Below are 20,264 nucleotides of genomic sequence, written 5' to 3'. Positions count from 1 at the left end.
TAAAAGGGGAGTTAAGTGACTGACTACTACAAAATTTTAGGTGTTGATTCTAACGCTAGCGATGATGAGATTCGTAAAGCATATAGAAAATTAAGTCGAAAGTACCATCCAGATATCGCAGGTCCTGAGTTTGAAGACAAATTCAAGGAAGTTAATGCTGCATACGACGTTTTGTCTAATCCAGAAAAACGCAAAATGGTAGATATGGGTGTTGACCCAAACAATCTATCGGCATCGGGTGCTGGTGCTGGCGCTGGCGGATATGCCAATATGAATATGGATATGGGAGATATTTTAAATCAGTTCTTCTCTGGATCATTTGGAACAAGTACGGGTTCTCCTATTCCGCGCGTGAATCGTGGTGAAGATTCACTCACAGAAGTTAAAGTTGATCTTAAAACAGTAATATTTGGTGGAAATGCTAAGGTTCATGTAGTGACTTTTGGCTTGTGTCAAGATTGTGCTGGAAAAGGCTCTGCAGATAAATCAGACCCTATAACTTGCCCGCAATGCAAGGGCGCTGGTTTTGTACAAAGGGTTACTCGAACAATGTTTGGTCAAATGATGTCATCTGAGCCATGTAGAGAATGCGAAGGTCACGGAACAATCATTAAGAATGTTTGCCCAAATTGTCATGGACATGGTCGAATTCGTACATCAAGAGAAATTGGGATTACTATTCCTGCTGGTATAAAAGACAATTCTCGATTGCGACTTGCTTCGCAAGGAGCAGTAGGAGAATGTGGTGGTCCTGCTGGTGACTTGTATGTTGATGTACATATTCGAGAAGATAAACAGTTTACTAGGAATCTAAACGATTTACATTGTTGGATTGACGTTCCAATGACTTGGGCTGTTTTGGGACATAGAGTTGATATAGATACTTTTGACGGCAAAAAGAGCGTGGAAATCCCTTCTGGTTCTCAAAGTGAAAATACTATTTCTGTACCTAATTTAGGTGTAACGGTTCTAGGCTCTAAAGAACGCGGAAATCTTGTTGTTCATATTCTTGTTAATATTCCAACAAAGCTGAGCGATGAAGAGCGTAAACTTATTGAAGAGTTTGAAAAATTGCATGATGGAAAAGATAGTGTTATTGTTCAACGTGCTATCCCAGATTCAACTACAAATCACAAAGGGTTCTTTAGCAAGTTAAAGGATGCTTTCTGCTAATTCGCTAATTCTTAGTATTTTCATGACTATTCTCGTTACTGTTCGATTGTTGAGAGTATATGATTTTTGAAGATGCTAGGAATAATGAAGATATTTTTTAAGGGGGTTTACGTATGGTGCTACCTATTTTATTTGCTGGAACACCAGAGGTTTCTGTTGCGCCATTGCGTGCTTTAGCTCAAGATAAAGAGCATTTTGATGTTCGTGCTGTTCTTACGAGACCTGATGCTCCGACAGGCAGAGGTAGGAAAATTGTTCCTAGCGCTGTTAAAAAAGCTGCGATTGAACTTGGAATTCCTGTTTTAGAGGTTAATCCCAGCAATGAGCAAGAGTGCGTGAGTGCCTTAAAGGCAACTGGCGCTAAACTTGCTGCCGTGGTTGCTTATGGAAAGATTCTTAGACAATCTGTTTTGGACGCTCTTCCTCTAGGATGGTACAACTTGCATTTCTCGCTTCTTCCACAGTGGCGAGGGGCAGCTCCTGTTCAGCGTGCAATTTGGGCTGGAGATGATATTACAGGTGCCACTGTTTTTAAGATTACGCGTGGAATGGATGAAGGACCTATTCTTGCACAAATGACTACCGAGATTGGTGCTCATGAAACAGCTGGCGACTTACTTATGAGACTAAGCAATGATGGTGCAAATCTTCTTTGCTCTGCTCTTATTGGGATGGAATCTGGTCAAATTATTCCTGTTGAGCAAGATCCTACACCTTGCCAAATCGCGCAAAAAATCACTGTTGAGGATGCTCATATTCGTTTTGATATTCCAGCATTCGCAATCGATAGACAGATTCGTGCTTGCACGCCAAATCCTGGAGCTTGGTGTAATCTTCACGCTTATTGCGAAGATTCACAAATCATTAGTTTGCATGTTCTTTCTTGTGCATTGGCAAAAGATGAAGATATTGCATTACATAATCTAAGCGAGCTTAAGCCTGGGCAGATTTTTGCAGGCAAGCGAAATGTTTGGGTTGGTTCTGCAAGTGGTGTTCTTGAGCTTTTAGAAGTTAAAGCGCAAGGTAAAAAGGCTATGAAGGCTGCAGATTGGGCAAGAGGAGCGCATTTAAGTCAAGAGTCCTATTTGGATTAAAGCGATAAGTGTAATCTTGAAAAACGCAAAGTAAAATTTGTATAAATTCAGTTAGTTAAGTTTAGTTTAGTAGATCTAAAACTAGGCTTAGGTCACGCGTATCTATGCTTTTTTTAGCTTGGGTTTTTAAAGATTGTTTTGCGCAAAATGCTATGCCTAATTCGGCTGTTTTAATCATATCTATATCGTTAGCGCCGTCTCCAATCGCAACGCTTTGACTAATGTCAATATTGTTTTTTCTCGCCCAATTAATCAATGCTTTTGCTTTATATTGACGATTTACTATAGGCTCAATAACTTTCCCACTTAGCTTAGAATCTACTACTTCTAGATTGTTTGCTACCCAAAAATCTATGTTTAGATTTGGCAGCAAATCATCTAAAACATTATTGAATCCTCCAGAAACTGCTCCTATTTTCCATCCAAAGGAATGTAATGTGTCTATAAGTTTTTTGGCTCCACTGGTTACGTGGATACTTTCAATAGCTTTTTTAAAACAAGTGCATTCGAGTCCTTTTAGCATTGAAACCCTTAGTTTTAGCGATGTGTCAAAGTCAATTTCTCCTTTCATTGCTTTAGAAGTTATATATGCTAAATTTGACCCGACTCCAGCAATATCTCCTAGTAAGTCAATCACTTCTTCTTCAATAAGAGTGGCGTCAACATCTAAAACAAGAAGTCCTGGTTTTCGCAATGAAGGAGCATTGATTAATCCTCGGTTTTTTAACTCTAGTATTTTAGTCATGTTACAATCTTCTAAGAGAGATGTTAGGTTATGAATTAATTTTAAGGCTGGTTTAAGAAATTTAAGGATTTGTTTGCTATACGTTTTGCGTTGTAAGACTTTTCTATAAAACTTATATCAAATGTGAAAGTTTATTGATTTTATTGGAATATTGCGTGTGGAAGTTTGGTTTAATTTAATTAGTTGAGTAGAATAGTTGCAGATTTTATGAGAACAAGATTAAAGAATTTGAAAACAACTGTATTAGACAGAGGGGTGAGAAGAATATGGCAGGTATGAATTTAAGGGATGTAGCTCTTGAAGTTGCTAGAATATTAGAAGATGTTGGTAAACATGCATATCAGGATCAGCTTAATCCTAGAGATATGGCAAGTATGATGGTTCTAGGTGATCCTAATCAATCTGATTCAGCTTTTGGAGATAAGCTAGTACGCTTTATTGAAAACCGTCTTACTTATATAAATACTTTTCAAGGATTCTGGAGAAATAGACCAGATGATTGCAAAACAGGTGATCGTTTTTGGTGTGTAGGCAATATTGACGGTGCTATTAACTTTAACCGCGACATGGCTGAATGGACCTTAACTGTTTCACTTTTTGAGTTTAACGATCAAGGCTCTGCTAGACCTGTTCTTGGTGTTGTTCATGCACCAGCTTTAGGGCTTACATATTTGGCTGCTAAGGGTCAGGGTGCTATTCGTATTCGTAAAACTCCTAACGGAGAGAAGCGAGAGAAAATCACGCCTTCTACAACATCAACATTGCATGGCTCTGTTGTTTGCTATGGAATGTCTTATATTCCAGGTGAATCTAAAAGAGCTTTAGACGTTGTTTCTTCGCTTGAGGAAGAATGTCCGGCAGATATTAAACGTATTGGTCCCGCTTCGCTTGACTTGTGCAAAGTGGCAGATGGTACTTACGACGCATATTTTGAGCCACATCTTCATAGGTGGGATATTCCAGGTGTTTCAGCTGGTGCCGTTGTTGTTAAAGAAGCACAGGGGCATGTTCGACAATGGAATGGTGACTCAATTCATTGGAGACGCGAAAATGACGTTATTGCTTCAAATGGTTTAATAAACAAAGAGCTTCAAAACTATTTGCGATAAATTAGAGTTAAAGATTTTAGCAATTGTTTGCATGATTTTTAATATTAAAGCTTTAATTTTGAGAAAAACATTTATGCAATCGTTATCATTAAATAGACAATATATAAGCGTGTCGCTTTAGCAATATTGTAGAATGAACATGATATCCCATTGTCCGACATTCAGAGGGGAGTGTTAACGATGATTGACACTGCACAAGCATTTGGCGTAGATATTGGTGGCTCTGGTATTAAGGCAGCACCAGTTAATTTGGAAAAAGGCGAGTTTGCAGAACCGCGATATAAGATTCTCACTCCAGCGGTTTCCACACCTCAAGCTGTTGCAGATATTGTTCGTCAGCAACTTGAGCATTTTGATGTTCCTGCAGATGTTCCTGTTGGAATCGCTTTTCCAGCTCCTATTAAGCCTGGAAAGAAGCTTGAGTTTATGGCGAATCTCGATCAGTCTTGGATTGGTGTGGATGTTACAGAAGTGTTCAGTGAAGCTTGCGGTCGTCCTGTTACCGTAGTGAATGATGCTGATGCTGCTGGTCTTGCCGAGCAACACTTTGGTGCTGCAAAAGATAAAGATGGCTTGGTTATTGCTACTACGCTAGGCACTGGAATTGGCACAGCATTGATTTATAACGGTACTCTTATTCCTAATACAGAGCTTGGTCATATTCAGCTTGAAAAGGGTAAGGGAGATGCAGAAAAGTATGCTGCTTCTTCTGTTCGCGAAAAGTTAGACATGGGTTATAAAAAGTGGGCTAAGCGTCTTACTAAGTATTATGGTTTGATGGAAAAGTACTTTAACCCAGACTTGTTCGTTGTTGGCGGCGGTGTTAGCCGTGTTAGCGAGAAGTTCTTGCCTCATATCGATATTAAGACGCCTATTGTGGTTGCGTCTTTGCATAATGAAGCTGGTATTATCGGTGCAGCTTATTATGCAATGCAGCAAAGAAACAATTAAGGATTTTTGATATTTTATTTGCGCTGGATGCTTTTGCGTTCAGCGCATTTTTTATATTTGCATATTTTTGTATTTTTATATATTTGGTTTATACAATGCGCTAGTGTAGTCGAGTGCGATTTTCTTCAAGAGTTGATGTGAGTGAGCCAAATCCAATTATTCTGGCTCAACGTGTTGCTATATCTAAAGGTATTAAACTTGCAAAACTTAACGATTCAAACCCAACAGTACATGGTCTTTCTCCAGAGTGCTTAAATGCAAAATATACTGCTGATCCTAGAGGACCTGTCGAAGTTAGGCGCATTCTTGCTAACTTTATAAATCATAGAGATAATCGCATAGATCAAAATATTGTAAATAAAAAGGGTAGTTCAGCTAAAGCTCTTAATCCAAATAATCTATACGTATTATCATCAACCTCTCAAGCATACGCATGGCTAATGATGCTAATGTGTGATTGCGGTGATTCCGTTTTAGCTCCGACTCCTGGATATCCTCTTATAGAATCGATTGCAAGACTCCAAGGCGTAAAATCTATACCTTATCCGCTTGTTTATGATGGCTCTTGGACTATTGATATTCCTAGGGTTAAAGAACTTTTAGAGAATACGGATAATCGTATTCGTGCACTTGTTTTAATAAACCCAAACAATCCAACAGGATCTTATATAAAACCTCAAGAAAGAGACGCATTATTGCAATTATGCAATAAAAATAATGTGGCAATTATAGCTGATGAAGTTTTTTATGATTATTGTCTAGAACCTTTTGATGGAAACTGTAGGTTAGCAGGTGAAGAATCTACGCTAGTTTTTGCTTTAGATGGATTCTCAAAGATGCTTGCAGCTCCGCATGCAAAAGTTGGATGGATTGAGGTTTCGGGTCCTAGTCAAGACGTACAGGATGCTATGAAACGCCTTGATGTTATTGCTGATGATTTTCTTCCAATTGGTGCAACTGTATCAGAAAGAATTCCAGAATTATTGCAATGTGCTAAAGAACAAACCGATCTTGTTCAAAACAGAGTGATGTCGAATCTTAAAACTCTTAGAACAATTCTCGCAAACTATTCAAATTGTTGTGTTAGTGCATTGCGCGCAGAAGGCGGATGGAATATTCTTATCCGTGTTCCATCATGTTTAGATGATGATGATTTAGCTTTAAGACTTATGCAAGATTATCATCTTGTCTCTCAGCCTGGCTATTACTTTGATATGCCGAATAATGGATATTTGGCATTATCTTTGCTGCCAGAAGAAAAACAATTTGTGTATGGTGTTAAAGCGTTGCTAGATACTGTTCATACAATGTTGGAAGAATTAAATTAATGAAAACAATTATATTAGTGTGAACCAGCATCTCACAGTATGCCACATTTGAGGATTAAAACGTAGTATTGAGTCTTCTCTACCTGGTACGAACCAGCTTAGAAAAGCTATTGCTATGGAGAAAAATAGAAGACCACAAATAACGAATCGCAGTAAATAGCATAATGTTTTCGTTTTCAAAGTGTCACATACTGTAATATCAGCATATTTTTGTAGCAAAGAGTTAATACCTATTATTGCGCTTAAAGCGAAAAGCCATGCAAAATCCGCAATATATCGCCATCCTATACCAGCTTTTAAGCTATCAAAAACAATAACAATTATGCCAGAAATTACAGATATTATAGCTAATCTTGCAGCGGTTTTACTCATGTTTCTAGCCATCGTGAAAACGCATATAATTCCTAGTAATGCCAGTGGAGATAATGTAAACATTCCACCAATCATCGGCTCGGCATATTGCCATTTTTCAAAAGCAATAGGCTGAATTGCTATCCAAGGGAAAGTTGATATAAAACGTATTGGCAAAGCTATATAACTTAGGATAGAAGGAATGATGTTCTGCGAAGGAAGACGCATTGTAGTCATATCTGTAATCGTAATCTGATATTCATTGCCAAAATTAAAAGGTGACCCAAATCTTAAAGCATTATATAATCCGATTGGTATTGCAACTATTATAAATGGAATAATTATGCAAAGAATTAGTTTTAATAAGTTTTTAAGATTTTCTATAGATTTTTTGTCACTAATAATCAAATTTTTAATATATGAATAAAAATGAGTATAAAATAGCGGAATTGCGAATAGAAAAGCGATTATAAAAGTTGGTCTACAACCAAGATTAAAAGCAATAAACAATGATCCTGCTGCAATATGCTTAAACGATATTATTGACGATGGTTTTAATTGTTCCACTATTTTGTGCGTTTTTGTAGTTTCTTCATCTTTAATAGACCCGAGATAAAACCATAATCCAAGTGAAGTGAAGAATAATGATGCGGCCATTGGAACTGAATAAAAGGATGTTCTAAACCACAAGTAAACGGTGTTTGAAGTAATAAAGAATAAGGTTAAACAAATTGATACACAGGCAAGAGTTGCCTGAGGATTAACGCGTTTAATTAGACGAATAACCAATAGTGAGCCAAAAATTAAAAATCCAATTAAGCATATGAAAGTGGCTATTGTTGTAGGGAGCATGGCTCCACCAGGAATCCACAAATTAGATATAATCTTATACGGTATAAAGAATAAAACAACTGGAATTACACCAAAATACGAATACCAATGACCCTTATAATACGCATGATCCCAATAAATATTGTGTACACAATCAGAAAGAAGATTATTTCTTTCAATTGGATCATACGGATTAGGTAATTTTTGCATTTGCGGTGGAACAGGTAAATCAAGATGCGTCTTACCTTTAAGTAGAGCGTCTGCTGTACGTGCGTATTGATCAAAATCGTAAGTGTAGTTTCCAGCAACATCAAAATGCATTGGAATACCGTTAAAAACATTCCAAAATATTGCAAAAATGGCAATAAAAAGGAAAGGTGTCCAGAATAAAGTGAGTAAAAGCCTTTGATTAATACTTTTTGTATTAAGTTTGATTTTCCATAATTTAGACCAAGGATTCCACAAAGAAATCAAAATTGAAACGACTATAAGAAGAAAAACGCGACCCCAATTCCAGCTAAAAGGTGCTCTAACATTTGCTTTAGCATCCTCAACGTCTACAACATCTCCTTTAGGATGTTGTATCCATAATCTAAGAGTGCTTTTAACTCCAATTGCTTGATCTGGAACTGGAAGCATAGCAAAACTAATGGCTCTAGGATTGGTGCTCAACGGCTTTCCAGCGATTTTATTAACATCAATTCGTACATGTACATCTGTTTTAACAGGATTTTTGCCAATTTTTTTCGGAGTAATTAGTGAAGGCTTAAGCTGAATATACGGTGAAGATCCGTCGGAATTAACTTCTAAATAAGATTCCGAAGGATCGGTAATTAAAAGTCCTCCAGAAGAAAGTCTTTCAATACCTGGACCAGTTGCATTGTGTGCAAACATACTATCTGTGCTGCCAGTAACACTATTCCAAAATGGAATATTCCCAACAGTGCATTCAAACAATGCTATTAACAGCAAGATTGCTAAAGGCGCGCGAAGAACATGGAAAATGTGTTGTAGCGTAAAATTAGCAAGTCTAGCTGTTGGTCTCATAGCAATCCTAAATCCTATTCTTCCGCAACCAAATCAAGATAATCATCACTCCACAAATCTTCGTCACCGTCTGGCATAAGAAGGACTCGTTCAGGGTTTAACGCAAGAACTGCTCCTTCATCGTGAGTAACCAATACAATAGCGCCTTCGTATTTTGCAATGGCTTTAAGAATTTCATCTCTAGAAGCTGGATCTAAATTGTTAGTAGGCTCATCGAGCAAAAGCACGTTTGCTTTTGAAGTTACAAGAGTTGCCAAGGCTAGACGAGTTTTTTCGCCTCCTGAAAGCACTTTAGCTGGCTTCATTGCGTCATCTCCAGAAAATAGGAAGCTTCCTAGCATAGATCTTGCTTGAGTGTCGTTTAAATCTGGAGCAACATGCTGAAGATTTTCTAATACTGTAGCATCTAAATCCAAAGTGTCGTGTTCCTGAGCAAAATAGCCAATCTTGCAGCCATGCCCATAGTTTACGCTGCCAGTATCTGCACTTTCTTCTCCGGCTAGAATACGCAAAGTGGTTGTTTTACCAGCACCGTTATATCCAAGAATAACAACTCTTGAACCTTTATCTATAGCCAAATTTATGCCAGCAAATACAATATTGGATCCATAAGCTTTTGAAATATCTTCAGCCATAATAGGTGTTCGTCCACAAGGAGCAGGTTCTGGAAAACGAATATCTGCTACTTTCTCGCGGCTTTGTGCTTCGCTTGTTTCATTCAACAGTCGTTCAGCCCTACGCATCATGTTTTGAGCTGCCACTGCTTTAGTTGCTTTTGCATGTAAACGAATACCTTGTTTCATAAGGCGTTCAGCCTTTTTTTCAGCCACTTCGCGTTCTCTGCGTCTTCGTTCTTCGTCTACAACGCGTTGATGTAAGTATGCTTTCCAACCCATTGAATACATGTCTATTTGAGCCAATTGTGCATCTAAATGCCAGACTTTATTTACAACCTCATCCAGCAATTCTGTTGAATGGGATATTACTAAGAATCCACCAGAGAATTTTTTCAAATAGTTTCTCAACCAAATTATAGAATCTGCATCTAAATGGTTAGTAGGCTCATCTAAAATCAGCGTGTCTGCATCGGAGAAAAGTATTCGTGCAAGTTCAATTCGTCTACGTTGACCGCCAGATAGAGTTCCAAGAGCTTGCTTCATAATTTCTTGTGGAAGCCCAAGGCTGTTTGCCATCGATATTGCTTCCGATTGCACAGCGTATCCACCAGCTTTTTCAAAGTCTTCAATGGCTTTGTCGTAGCGATTCATGGCTTTCGTCATAATATCTGGATCTGGATTCGTCATCTCTTTTTCTGCTTTTCGTATACGAGATACAATTGACGAAATGTCGCGAGCGCTCATGATTCTATCTAACGCGCTCTGTTCTGGATCTGCTGCATGAGTATCTTGTGGTAGATACCCCAAGCCACCACTTACTCGTACAGTTCCGCCAGCAGGGAGCATTTCTCCTGTTATTACTCGTGTAAGAGTTGTTTTTCCAGCTCCATTCCTTCCAACTAAGCCGATTTTGTCGCCTTTTGTTACGTGAAAGTCGGTAGGGTTTAATAGCGTACGCGCACCAATTTGTATAGTTAATCCTTGTGCGTCAATAGCCATTTGCACCCACTCCTTAAAATAATGCTTTAATCTGAATATCTTCAAAATGTGTTAGCCAAACTCACGATTATACAGTTAGGCTTGCATAGTTTTTACTAAAGGATTTTATCTTTTATTTTTCTATGTATTTCGACAACACGCAGAAAATTATCTACTTCGAACAAGTGTTCTATAATTAATCGTATTGTATAATTAATGCTCAATCAAGAATGGGTTTGGTGCAAAATCTTGATTCTTAAAATAGCTCTTAGGGAGGCAGAATGCAAAGCAAATCAGATTCTTCGCAAAACATGCAATTACCTTTATCCCAAGATGCAATTTTAGATAACAAAAACCGTGAATGTGCTAAAAAAGCTGACATCTTGCAATCTATGCTCGATTCTGCTCAGCCTGTAAAAAACAATGACAATTTAGTATATGATTTGTCTTCTGTTCCTTCAGATTTAAAGATAACCATACAAGGAGCTAGAGAACACAATTTAAAAAATGTTAGTTTACAATTGCCTAGAAATCGTATGATTGTTTTTACTGGATTATCAGGATCTGGTAAGTCTTCGCTTGCATTCGATACTCTTTTTGCAGAAGGTCAAAGAAGGTATGTTGAGTCATTAAGCGCATATGCTAGGCAATTCCTTGGAAGAATGGATAAACCAGATGTAGATTTTATTGAGGGATTAAGCCCAGCTGTATCTATTGATCAAAAAACTACTAATCGTAACCCTCGTTCTACTGTTGGAACAATCACAGAAGTTTATGATTATTTAAGGCTTCTTTTTGCTAGAGTTGGAATTCCTCATTGCCCTAAATGTGGTGAGCTTGTCAGTGCTCAAACACCACAACAAATGGCTAATTCTATACTTTCTTTACCAGAAAGAACAAGATTGCAGATATTAGCACCTGTTGTTAATGGCAGAAAAGGCGAATTCAAAGATACAATTACTCTTCTTAGATCAGATGGTTATTCGAGAGCACTTATAGATGGCCAGATGAAAGAACTTTCTGAAGATATTACTTTAGAAAAACAGAAGAAACATACAATCGAAGTTGTAATAGATAGATTAATTATAAAAGATGGCATACGTACTCGTTTGACTGATTCTATAGAAACGGCTCTGAAACTTTCTAAAGGAGTTGTTATAGCTGATTTTGTAGATGAATCTGTTGATTCTAAAAACAGGCGCCGAAGTTTTTCTGAGCACAGAGCTTGTCCTAACAATCACCAGCTTAATTTATCAGAAATAGAGCCTAGAACATTCTCATTCAACGCTCCTTATGGAGCGTGCCCTGATTGCTCAGGAATAGGATATAACTTAGAAATTGACCCTAATCTTGTTGTGCCGAATGTAGAAAAATCACTTAATGAAGGCGCTATAGAACCTTGGGCACTAAATAAATCTGCAGGAGAATACTATAGGCATGTGCTACAAGGGCTAAGTGTTGAACTTGGTTTTAGTATGGATACACCATGGTGTGAATTGTCGAAAGATACGCAAAATTCAATACTTTATGGGCATGATTTTGAAGTAAAAGTATCTTATAAAAATCGATGGGGAAGACAGAGGGAATATTCAACAGGATTCGAAGGCGTAGTGCGCACTCTTATGCGCAAGCATGATGAAACAGACTCAGATCAAATGCGCCAATACTACGAGTCGTACATGCGAGAAGTTCCATGCTTAACATGTAACGGTAAACGATTGCGTCCAGAAGTCTTAGCAGTAACAATAAACTCATACTCAATTGCAGATGTATGTGATATGCCAATAGAAAAAAGTCTTGAATGGATTAATTCTTTAAAACTAGAAGGATCAAGCAAGATAATTGCTAAAGAAATTGTAAAAGAAATCAAGGCAAGATTAGGATTCTTAAATGATGTTGGCTTAAATTATTTAACTCTTTCTAGAGCCGCAAAAACACTTTCAGGTGGAGAGGCACAAAGAATAAGACTGGCGACTCAAATTGGATCTGGACTAGTTGGAGTCATGTACGTTCTTGACGAGCCTTCAATAGGATTACATCAAAGAGACAATGAGAAACTCATATCAACATTGCACAATCTTCGCGACTTAGGTAACACGCTTATAGTTGTTGAACATGATGAAGATACAATTCGACAATCCGACTGGTTAGTAGATATTGGACCCGAAGCTGGAGAAAACGGTGGAGAAGTAGTATATTGCGGACCAGCAAATCACATAAAAGATGCAAAACGTTCAATAACAGGAGACTATATTGCAAAAAGAAAATGCATAGAAGTTCCTAAAAATCGTCGAAAAATAAATAAAAATCGTTTACTAACTATTGTTGGAGCAAAAGAACACAACCTTAAAAATATAGATGTACAAATACCTTTAGGCGTATTTACTTGCATAACAGGAGTATCTGGATCTGGAAAATCTAGTCTTATAAACTCGATACTCTACCCAGTTTTAGCAGATAAACTAAACGGCGCTCGCATTGTTCCAGGGCTTCATAAACGAGTTGATGGTATTGAAAATTGTGACAAGGTTGTTCACGTAGACCAAAATCCTATCGGTAGAACGCCAAGATCAAATCCTGCGACTTACACTGGTGTCTGGGACAAAATACGTACACTCTTTGCTCAAACACCAGAGGCAAAAGTTAGAGGTTATGGTCCTGGAAGATTCTCGTTTAATGTAAAAGGAGGAAGATGCGAAGCTTGCAGCGGAGACGGAACGCTGAAAATTGAAATGAATTTTTTGCCAGATGTATACGTACAATGTGAAGAATGTCATGGGAAAAGGTACAACAGAGATACTCTAGACGTAACGTATAACGGTAAAACCGTTTCAGACGTGCTGAATATGCCAATTGCTGAAGCTGCTGTATTCTTTAAAGCATATCCATCCATTTCAAGATATTTGGATACTCTTGTACAAGTTGGTCTTGGATATATTAAACTCGGACAAAGTGCTCCAACATTATCTGGTGGAGAATCACAAAGAGTAAAGCTTGCTACAGAGTTGCAAAAACGTTCAACTGGCAAAACTGTTTATATTCTTGATGAGCCTACAACTGGATTGCACTTTGAAGATGTTCGTAAACTTTTAAGCGTTCTTCAATCTTTGGTAGATAAAGGCAATACTGTAATAGTTATTGAACACAATCTTGATGTTGTAAAATGCGCGGATTGGATTATTGATTTAGGACCAGAGGGAGGAGACAAAGGCGGCGAAATAGTAATCACTGGCACTCCAGAAGAAGTTGCAAAATCGAAAGAAAGTTGGACGGGCAAATTCTTAAAGCCTATGCTCAAATCTTAAAGGAATATAGTTAAATAGTATTTTTATGAAAGGAGGTGAACAGAATGGAAATTGTGAATAATAACATAGATATCAAAGAAGATGTTATAAGCAGTCAAGGCAAATGGAAGAAAACTCACCTATCTAATTGTGATATAAGTACTACTGACATTTTGAACAATTCAGTTAAAAATAATTTTGGAGCATCACTTTTAGGCGACACGAGAGACTTATTTAGACCAAAAACTTCCGATATTCCAAATCAACCGGGAGTATACAAGTGGAGAGATGAGAAGGGGAAAGTAATATACGTTGGAAAAGCAAAAAGTTTAAGAAATAGGTTGTCTAATTATTTTCAACCGTTAAATCAGCTTCATCCTAGAACTCAGTCGATGGTTTTAACAGCTCGAAGCCTAGAATGGACCGTCGTAAACACTGAGCTTGAAGCTTTAACACTAGAATACACGTGGATTAAGGAGTTTAATCCACGTTTTAATGTCGTTTTTAAAGATGATAAAACATATCCATATCTTGCCGTATCTGTGAATGATGATTTTCCAAGAGTCTGGATCACAAGAAATAGGAATTCTAAATCAACTAGATACTTCGGTCCATATGCGAAAGTGTGGCAGCTAAGGCACAGCCTAGATTCTTTACTTAAGACTTTTCCTGTAAGAACGTGTAGACAATCCGTTTTTGTCAAAGCTCATAAAACTGGTAGACCTTGTCTTCTTGCAGCTATTGGAAAATGCTCTGCACCTTGCATTGCAAAAGTGGATCGTAAAACTCACAGACATAATGTTGAACAATTAGTAGGTGTACTAACTGGTTCTATAGGTGATTCTTACATTAACGATTTAACAAGAGAAATGAAAGAATCCAGCGATAATCTTGATTTTGAGAATGCTGCAAAAATAAGAGATAAAATAAACATTTTTAAAACTGTTATGCAACAAAATTCTGTTGTTTTTGACGAGAATGTTGAAGCAGATGTTTTTGGTTTTAGTGGAGATTCTCTAGAGGCATGCGTTCACGCATTCTTTGTTCGCGAAGGCTTATTGCGAGGAGAGAAAAATTGGCAGGTTGAAAGAAGCGAGGATATTAGCGATGCAGATATAATAGCTAATTTGCTTATGCGAGTTTATTCAGAATATGAATCAAATAATAATTTGCAATATGAAGACTCTTTGAAAATAGAGCAATCAAGAAATGCATTGCAGATTGACTTGGAGAATACCAAGAGTAAATATATTGACTCAGCGTATCGTGCAAAAACCACAAAAGAGCGTAAAAAAAGGCAGGAATCAACAGGAAGGGGAGATTTGCTAGACCCAATTACCCCAATCCCTAGAGAAATAATCATTCCTTTTGGGATATCACAGAATCAATGTGAAAATTTGGAAAATTGGTTAAGCAAATTGCGTGGATCTAAAGTTAGCATTAAGGTTCCTGAACGTGGCGATAAACGAAATCTTATGAATCAAGCAAATGATAATGCTAAACAATCATTAATGAGACTGAAATCCAGCAGAATCAGCAGTTTAGAGGCAAGAAGTAGCGCCATGAACGAGGTGGCCGATGCTCTTGGAATGAGCGAATCTCCTTTGCGTATTGAATGTTATGATATTTCCAATACGGTAAATGGAGAATATCAGGTTGCATCAATGGTTGTATTTGAAGATGGTATTGCTAAACCTAGCGAGTACAGAAGATTCTCCATAAAAGGGTCTGATGGCAACGGAAAACTTGATGATTTGAGCGCATTGTATGAAACTATTTCTAGGCGTTTTAAGCACACAAATAGTGGCGATGTAGATGATGATTACGGAGAAAATCTTGAAAAATCAAAATATAAAAAATTCGCTTATACGCCTAATCTTATAGTTGTTGACGGGGGTAGAGAACAAGCCAGAGCAGCCCAAAAAGCTATGATAGATTGTGGCATAAAAAATATAGTCATATGCGGTTTGGCTAAAAAGCTTGAAGAAGTTTGGCTTCCTGATAATGAATACCCAATTATTCTTAAACGAAGCTCCCAAGGATTATATTTGCTACAGAGAGCTAGAGACGAATCGCATCGTTTTGCTATAACTTATCATAGGCAAAAACGAAGAAGAGCCATGCTAAATTCGTTGCTAGACTCGATTCCTGGTATTGGAGAGTTTTACAAAAAACGTCTTCTTTCCGTATTTGGTAGTGTTAAGAAATTAAAAGATGCGAGTATTGACGATTTGCAAAAGGTCTCTGGCATAGGTAAAGCTAAAGCTAAATCTATTTACGAATCATTGCATAAGTAACATTGATATTCAATAGAATTATCTTATAAATTAGTTAAATAATTTTCGGCATGTTGATTCGTCATGATAAGACACTAGCCTTGTAAGTATGTCTCAGGAAATTGAAATAGGATTGGGCAAAAAAGCCCGAGTCGCTTACTCACTTGACGATATTGCTATACTACCTTCGCGTCGTTCTCGCGACCCGCAGGCTGTTTCTACGTCCTGGCAAGTCGATGCTTATAGTTTTGACGTACCAGTGATTGCTGCGCCAATGGATTCTGTTACTAGCCCAGATACGGCTATTGCAATGGGTCAGATGGGCGCCTTGGGTGTACTTGATTTGGAAGGTTTATGGACTCGTTACGATGATCCAGAACCACTTCTAAAGGAAATTTCGGAGCTTCCAAACGAAATTGCTACGAAGCGTATACAAGAAATTTATTCTGAACCAATTAAGCCTGAACTTATTGTTAAACGTTTGCGCACTATTCGTGATTCTGGAGTTACTGTTGCAGGTGCTCTTTCCCCTCAGCGCACTCAGGAATTCTACTCTACTGTGTTAGAAGCTGGAGTAGATCTTTTTGTTATCCGTGGAACAGCTGTTAGTGCAGAACATGTTTCTAAAGATCATGAACCACTTAATCTAAAGAAATTTATTTATGATCTTGATGTTCCAGTTATTGTGGGAGGCTGTGCTGATTACACTTCAGCTTTGCATTTAATGAGAACTGGTGCAGCTGGAATTCTCGTAGGTTTCGGTGGAGGTGCAGTTTCTGCAACTATGAATACTCTTGGTGTTCAAGCTCCTATGGCGACTGCAATCTCAGATGTTGCCGAAGCTCGTCGTGATTATATGGATGAATCTGGCGGAAGGTATGTTCAGATTATAGCTGATGGAGGAATGGGAACCTCTGGCAACTTTATTAAGGCTTTGGCTATGGGAGCAGATGCAGTTATGCTTGGAACTCCTTTAGCGCGAGCGACCGAGGCTCCAGGCCGCGGAATGCATTGGGGTGCAGAGGCTCGCCATCCATCTTTGCCACGCGGAATGCGTACGAATGTTGGAACTGTTGCTCCGCTGGAGAATATTTTGTTTGGTCCAAGTCATATGGCAGACGGAAAAACAAATTATGTTGGCGCGTTAAGGCGCACAATGGCATCCACTGGGTATGTTGATGTTAAGAGTTTCCAGCGTTGTAGTGTTGTATTTAACCCATTCCATCAGGATGTTCGGTAATTTTTAATATTATTTGTTTACTTCCTTGTGAGCTTAAAACTAAAAATTTAAGTGCACAAGGAAGTAAAAACTATAATGTGCATAACTTAACACTAAATAATCCTTGATTTTTCAACAAAAATCGAGGATTTAATTTTATTTATGCACACTTAGAAATAATGCTTTGAATTTTTGAAATAAGTTGTATGCTTTATTTAAACCTTTGCTAGACATTGGTTTTAAATTAAAAATACAAAAAAATAAAATAAGGAATTTAAAAATAGAAAATGGGATAAGTAACAAATTTTAACGGGAAAGAGCAGGAAAATGAATAATACTCTTGGTACCATAGTCAGCGATAACTATGACGAAAATGATGCATTCTGGGAAGTTGTAAAAAACGACTTTGCTGCAAATGATGATCATCCTACGTTCAAGTGGAATGATCGCAAGCCATTGCCAGTATACGAAGGTTCATTCCCAGTGGGTTCTTCGCATTTTATGGCAACATATCATGTATCATCATGCTTTAATAATTCGGCAGATGAGGAATTGTACTTGGACCTCGCTTTAAGAGCGTGCAAAGTAGCATGTATTGCTAGTGACATTTCTAGAGGAAGACCGATATCGTCACAAATGCGTAAGGCTCTTAGTGAGGAATGTATTTTTAAGCTTGAAAACATGTGGTATCTAATATCTCAATGTTTCTCAGACAAACACGATGAATATACAAGTTGGCAACTACGTTGCAAACCGACTATGCCAAGAATGATAAATGGAATGCTAATTAGTCCAACTCGTTTTGAGGCAGTTGTTTTATTGTCTATTGGAAGCTTAAATTATTGTGCGTCTTTGGCATTCAAATCTCAAAACGGGAGTTGGATATGTACATTAGTTGACTTGGGATGATTGGTAGAAAATGTACTAGCCTTTAAATTCCATTGTCAATTAAATAATAGTTAAATATAAAAATATGACTCTTCTGGTTTAGGTAATCATTATTAGTTTGTTTCTAATTATCTAACCAGAAGAGTTTATTTGTAAAAACCACCAATTTTAGGTTGACATTTTTGTACGACTTTCGTTTGTGTCGTGTTAGATATACCGTACAATTAAGACTATGCTGCGAGAATTTGCTGTAGAGGTCATTCACCCAACAAATGACGGTGACACAATTTATTCACTGCTTGCCAATAGGGCAATGCGAGATCCACAAGGCGTAATAGCCCAATGGCAAGACGATGATACTCGTCAATGGCATGATGTTACTGCATCGGAAATGCTATTAAAAGTTCGTGCAACAGCTAAGGGGTTGATTGCTCTTGGCGTTGAACGAGGAAGCAAAGTTGTTATTTATTCCCCAACCTGTTATGAGTGGGGTGTTACGGATTTTGCTTGCGCGTGCATTGGTGCTGTAAGCATTCCAATTTATGAAACAGATTCAGCAATTCAAGCTGCTGAAATTATTTCTGAAGTAAAGCCTGTTATAGCTTTTGCAGGTGATGATGAACATGCGCAGTGTTTAGAGCGAGTTCGCCAAGACAATAAGCGTATGTCTTTAAAGACTATTTTTAACTTTAAAGCTGCTGGAATAGACGCAGTGATTGATTTTGGAAAATCAATCAGCGACGACGAGCTTAATAGAAGCATAGGTCAAGTAAAAGCTGATGATTTAGCGACTATTGTATACACCTCTGGTTCAACTGGAAAACCAAAGGGTGCAATGCTTTCTAATAGGAATTTTACGCATATTGTGTATGCGGCTTATGACGTTTTAAATGATATGCTTTATAAGCCAAGTAGACTATTGCTGTTCCTTCCATTAGCTCATTGCTTTGCCAGATACATACAATATGTGGCAATAGGTTCTCACGGCGTTATTGGATATGTGCCAAATGCGAAGCATTTATTAGCAGATTTGCGTAGTTTTAAACCTACATATTTGCTTGGAGTTCCAAGAGTGTTTGAAAAGGTTTATAACGCTGCGTCTCAAAAAGCTGGAGCAGGTATACGCGGTAGGATTTTTGCGAAGGCTGTACAACATTTTATTGAGTGGTCTAAAGATGAAGTTGAAGGCAGAGCACATTCAATTTATGCAAAACTTCAGCATGACTTCTATATGAAAACTGTTGGATCTTCTATAAGGTCTGCTTTGGGACCTAATCTATCGTGGTTAGCTTGCGGCGGAGCTCCAATAAATGCTGAACTTGCTCATTTCTTTAACGGATTGGATGGAATAACCTTTATTCAAGGTTATGGAATGACTGAAACAGCAGCTCCTTGTGTTGTTAATTTTGAACATGCTAATCAAGTTGGTTCTGTGGGTCGCCCTGGTCCTGGAATTACTATCCGTATTGCAGATGATGGGGAAGTCCTTGTAAAAGGTCCTAACGTTTTTATCGGATATTATGATAAGCCAGATCTTACTGCGGATGTTATTGACGAAGATGGATGGCTCCATTCTGGAGATTTAGGCGAGATAGACGATGAAGGATTCTTGTCTATTACTGGTAGAAAGAAAGATATTATTATCACTGCTGGTGGAAAAAATATAAGTCCAGCGCCTTTGGAAAGTATTATCTCTAAGTGTCCTCTCGTATCTCACGCAGTAGTTGTAGGAGACGGTAAGCCATTTGTTTCCGCTTTGATTGAGGTTGAGCCAGATATGGTTCGTTCTTGGCTTAAGAGTCAGGGAATGGATGAAAATCTTTCTATGAGTGCTGTTGCGGAAAACGATGCTATTCGTTCTGTTGTACAACAGTTTATTGATCAGGCAAATAGCACTGTTTCTAGAGCTGAGTCTATTCGTAAATTTATTATTTTGGATGAAGAATTTTCACAAGATGCTGGCACTTTGACTCCAAGCATGAAAGTTGTGCGTCCTAAGGTTTTGAAGAGGTATTGTGATCTTATAGAGAATCAGCTTTATGCTCCAAAACCAAACAGTAGACCATTACCTGCTACAGTTAAGATTTTAGATAAGACAACTGAGACTGTTAAGCAAGCGCAAGAAACTGTTAAACAGGCTCAAGAAGCGGTTACTCCTAGAGTTAAACAAGCAATAGATCAGGCTGCTACTCATCTGAAACGTTTTGGTGAGGATTTGCCTACACAGGTTAATGTAAAAGATCAGCATACTGAATATGCTGATAAGAATAATAATTCTAACGACAAAGAATAGTTATTCGAAATTAAATTAGCTATAAAACGTTAAATAGGCTGATTAAAATTGCAATTTTAATTACACTAAGTCTTGTATAA

The 20,264-nt window shown here is 37.8% G+C and carries 13 protein-coding genes; 10 read left to right on the top strand and 3 right to left on the bottom strand.

The features are described 5' to 3' along the window. Positions 1-15 precede the first annotated feature (15 nt). Complete coding sequence (locus tag ACJV45_RS03185) at positions 16-1,173, top strand: DnaJ C-terminal domain-containing protein (protein WP_419397634.1); 1,158 nt, start codon at positions 16-18, stop codon at positions 1,171-1,173. A gap of 113 nt (positions 1,174-1,286) precedes the next feature. Then, positions 1,287-2,267 carry a methionyl-tRNA formyltransferase gene (fmt, locus tag ACJV45_RS03180; protein ID WP_419397633.1) on the top strand — a complete coding sequence of 327 codons (981 nt, stop codon included), beginning with the start codon at positions 1,287-1,289 and terminating at the stop codon, positions 2,265-2,267. Between the two features lie 61 nt (positions 2,268-2,328). On the opposite strand, the gene serB is transcribed toward fmt, so the two are convergent. Further along, complete coding sequence (gene serB, locus ACJV45_RS03175) at positions 2,329-3,012, bottom strand: phosphoserine phosphatase SerB (RefSeq protein WP_415684108.1); 684 nt, start codon at positions 3,010-3,012, stop codon at positions 2,329-2,331. 266 nt (positions 3,013-3,278) lie between these two features. Between serB and ACJV45_RS03170 the strand changes: the two genes are divergently transcribed. The 3 genes from ACJV45_RS03170 (at position 3,279) to ACJV45_RS03160 (ending at position 6,400) form a co-directional block, all read left to right on the top strand. After that, positions 3,279-4,121, top strand: coding sequence for an inositol monophosphatase family protein (locus tag ACJV45_RS03170; RefSeq protein WP_004111680.1), 843 nt, complete (start codon positions 3,279-3,281; stop codon positions 4,119-4,121). A 180-nt stretch (positions 4,122-4,301) separates the two neighbouring features. Beyond that, the gene (gene ppgK / locus ACJV45_RS03165) at positions 4,302-5,072 is read left to right on the top strand and encodes a polyphosphate--glucose phosphotransferase (RefSeq protein WP_004111678.1); all 771 of its coding nucleotides are present in this window, start codon (positions 4,302-4,304) and stop codon (positions 5,070-5,072) included. A 113-nt stretch (positions 5,073-5,185) separates the two neighbouring features. Continuing rightward, positions 5,186-6,400 carry a pyridoxal phosphate-dependent aminotransferase gene (locus ACJV45_RS03160; protein WP_004120603.1) on the top strand — a complete coding sequence of 405 codons (1,215 nt, stop codon included), beginning with the start codon at positions 5,186-5,188 and terminating at the stop codon, positions 6,398-6,400. 9 nt (positions 6,401-6,409) lie between these two features. Here ACJV45_RS03160 and ACJV45_RS03155 read toward each other — a convergent pair whose 3' ends face one another. Both ACJV45_RS03155 and ACJV45_RS03150 read right to left on the bottom strand, forming a co-directional pair. Continuing rightward, positions 6,410-8,629, bottom strand: coding sequence for a beta-carotene 15,15'-monooxygenase (locus ACJV45_RS03155; protein WP_419397632.1), 2,220 nt, complete (start codon positions 8,627-8,629; stop codon positions 6,410-6,412). 14 nt (positions 8,630-8,643) lie between these two features. After that, positions 8,644-10,245 carry an ABC-F family ATP-binding cassette domain-containing protein gene (locus tag ACJV45_RS03150; protein WP_004125849.1) on the bottom strand — a complete coding sequence of 534 codons (1,602 nt, stop codon included), beginning with the start codon at positions 10,243-10,245 and terminating at the stop codon, positions 8,644-8,646. Positions 10,246-10,505: 260 nt separating this feature from the next. Here ACJV45_RS03150 and uvrA point away from each other — a divergent pair, with 260 nt between their 5' ends. The 5 genes from uvrA to ACJV45_RS03125 all read left to right on the top strand — a co-directional run bounded on the left by uvrA (position 10,506) and on the right by ACJV45_RS03125 (position 20,184). Further along, on the top strand, positions 10,506-13,529 hold the full coding sequence (gene uvrA, locus ACJV45_RS03145; RefSeq protein ID WP_419397631.1) for an excinuclease ABC subunit UvrA: 3,024 nt from the start codon (positions 10,506-10,508) through the stop codon (positions 13,527-13,529). Between the two features lie 44 nt (positions 13,530-13,573). Beyond that, a complete protein-coding gene (gene uvrC, locus ACJV45_RS03140) occupies positions 13,574-15,805 on the top strand; it encodes an excinuclease ABC subunit UvrC (protein WP_419397630.1) in 2,232 nt (743 codons plus the stop codon). Between the two features lie 88 nt (positions 15,806-15,893). Next, a complete protein-coding gene (locus ACJV45_RS03135) occupies positions 15,894-17,024 on the top strand; it encodes a GuaB3 family IMP dehydrogenase-related protein (RefSeq protein ID WP_415684114.1) in 1,131 nt (376 codons plus the stop codon). A 306-nt stretch (positions 17,025-17,330) separates the two neighbouring features. Then, entirely contained in the window at positions 17,331-17,912 is a 582-nt protein-coding gene (locus ACJV45_RS03130) for a hypothetical protein (RefSeq protein ID WP_004120610.1), read from the top strand. 211 nt (positions 17,913-18,123) lie between these two features. Beyond that, on the top strand, positions 18,124-20,184 hold the full coding sequence (locus tag ACJV45_RS03125) for an AMP-dependent synthetase/ligase (RefSeq protein WP_004120613.1): 2,061 nt from the start codon (positions 18,124-18,126) through the stop codon (positions 20,182-20,184). Positions 20,185-20,264 lie beyond the last annotated feature (80 nt).

The sequence above is a fragment of the Gardnerella lacydonensis genome (assembly GCF_048545055.1).
Lineage (GTDB): Bacteria > Actinomycetota > Actinomycetes > Actinomycetales > Bifidobacteriaceae > Bifidobacterium > Bifidobacterium vaginale_C.
The sequence above is the reverse complement of the archived record's forward strand: the minus strand, read 5'-3'. Positions and strand labels throughout refer to the sequence as shown.

Excerpts from the sequence above, each read along its gene's own strand:
- fmt (WP_419397633.1), top strand. The coding sequence starts at position 1,287 with ATGGTGCTACCTATTTTATTTGCTGGAACACCAGAGGTTTCTGTTGCG.
- serB (WP_415684108.1), bottom strand. The coding sequence starts at position 3,012 with ATGACTAAAATACTAGAGTTAAAAAACCGAGGATTAATCAATGCTCCT.
- ACJV45_RS03170 (WP_004111680.1), top strand. The coding sequence starts at position 3,279 with ATGGCAGGTATGAATTTAAGGGATGTAGCTCTTGAAGTTGCTAGAATA.
- ppgK (WP_004111678.1), top strand. The coding sequence starts at position 4,302 with ATGATTGACACTGCACAAGCATTTGGCGTAGATATTGGTGGCTCTGGT.
- ACJV45_RS03155 (WP_419397632.1), bottom strand. The coding sequence starts at position 8,629 with ATGAGACCAACAGCTAGACTTGCTAATTTTACGCTACAACACATTTTC.
- ACJV45_RS03150 (WP_004125849.1), bottom strand. The coding sequence starts at position 10,245 with ATGGCTATTGACGCACAAGGATTAACTATACAAATTGGTGCGCGTACG.
- uvrA (WP_419397631.1), top strand. The coding sequence starts at position 10,506 with ATGCAAAGCAAATCAGATTCTTCGCAAAACATGCAATTACCTTTATCC.
- uvrC (WP_419397630.1), top strand. The coding sequence starts at position 13,574 with ATGGAAATTGTGAATAATAACATAGATATCAAAGAAGATGTTATAAGC.
- ACJV45_RS03135 (WP_415684114.1), top strand. The coding sequence starts at position 15,894 with ATGTCTCAGGAAATTGAAATAGGATTGGGCAAAAAAGCCCGAGTCGCT.
- ACJV45_RS03130 (WP_004120610.1), top strand. The coding sequence starts at position 17,331 with ATGAATAATACTCTTGGTACCATAGTCAGCGATAACTATGACGAAAAT.
- ACJV45_RS03125 (WP_004120613.1), top strand. The coding sequence starts at position 18,124 with ATGCTGCGAGAATTTGCTGTAGAGGTCATTCACCCAACAAATGACGGT.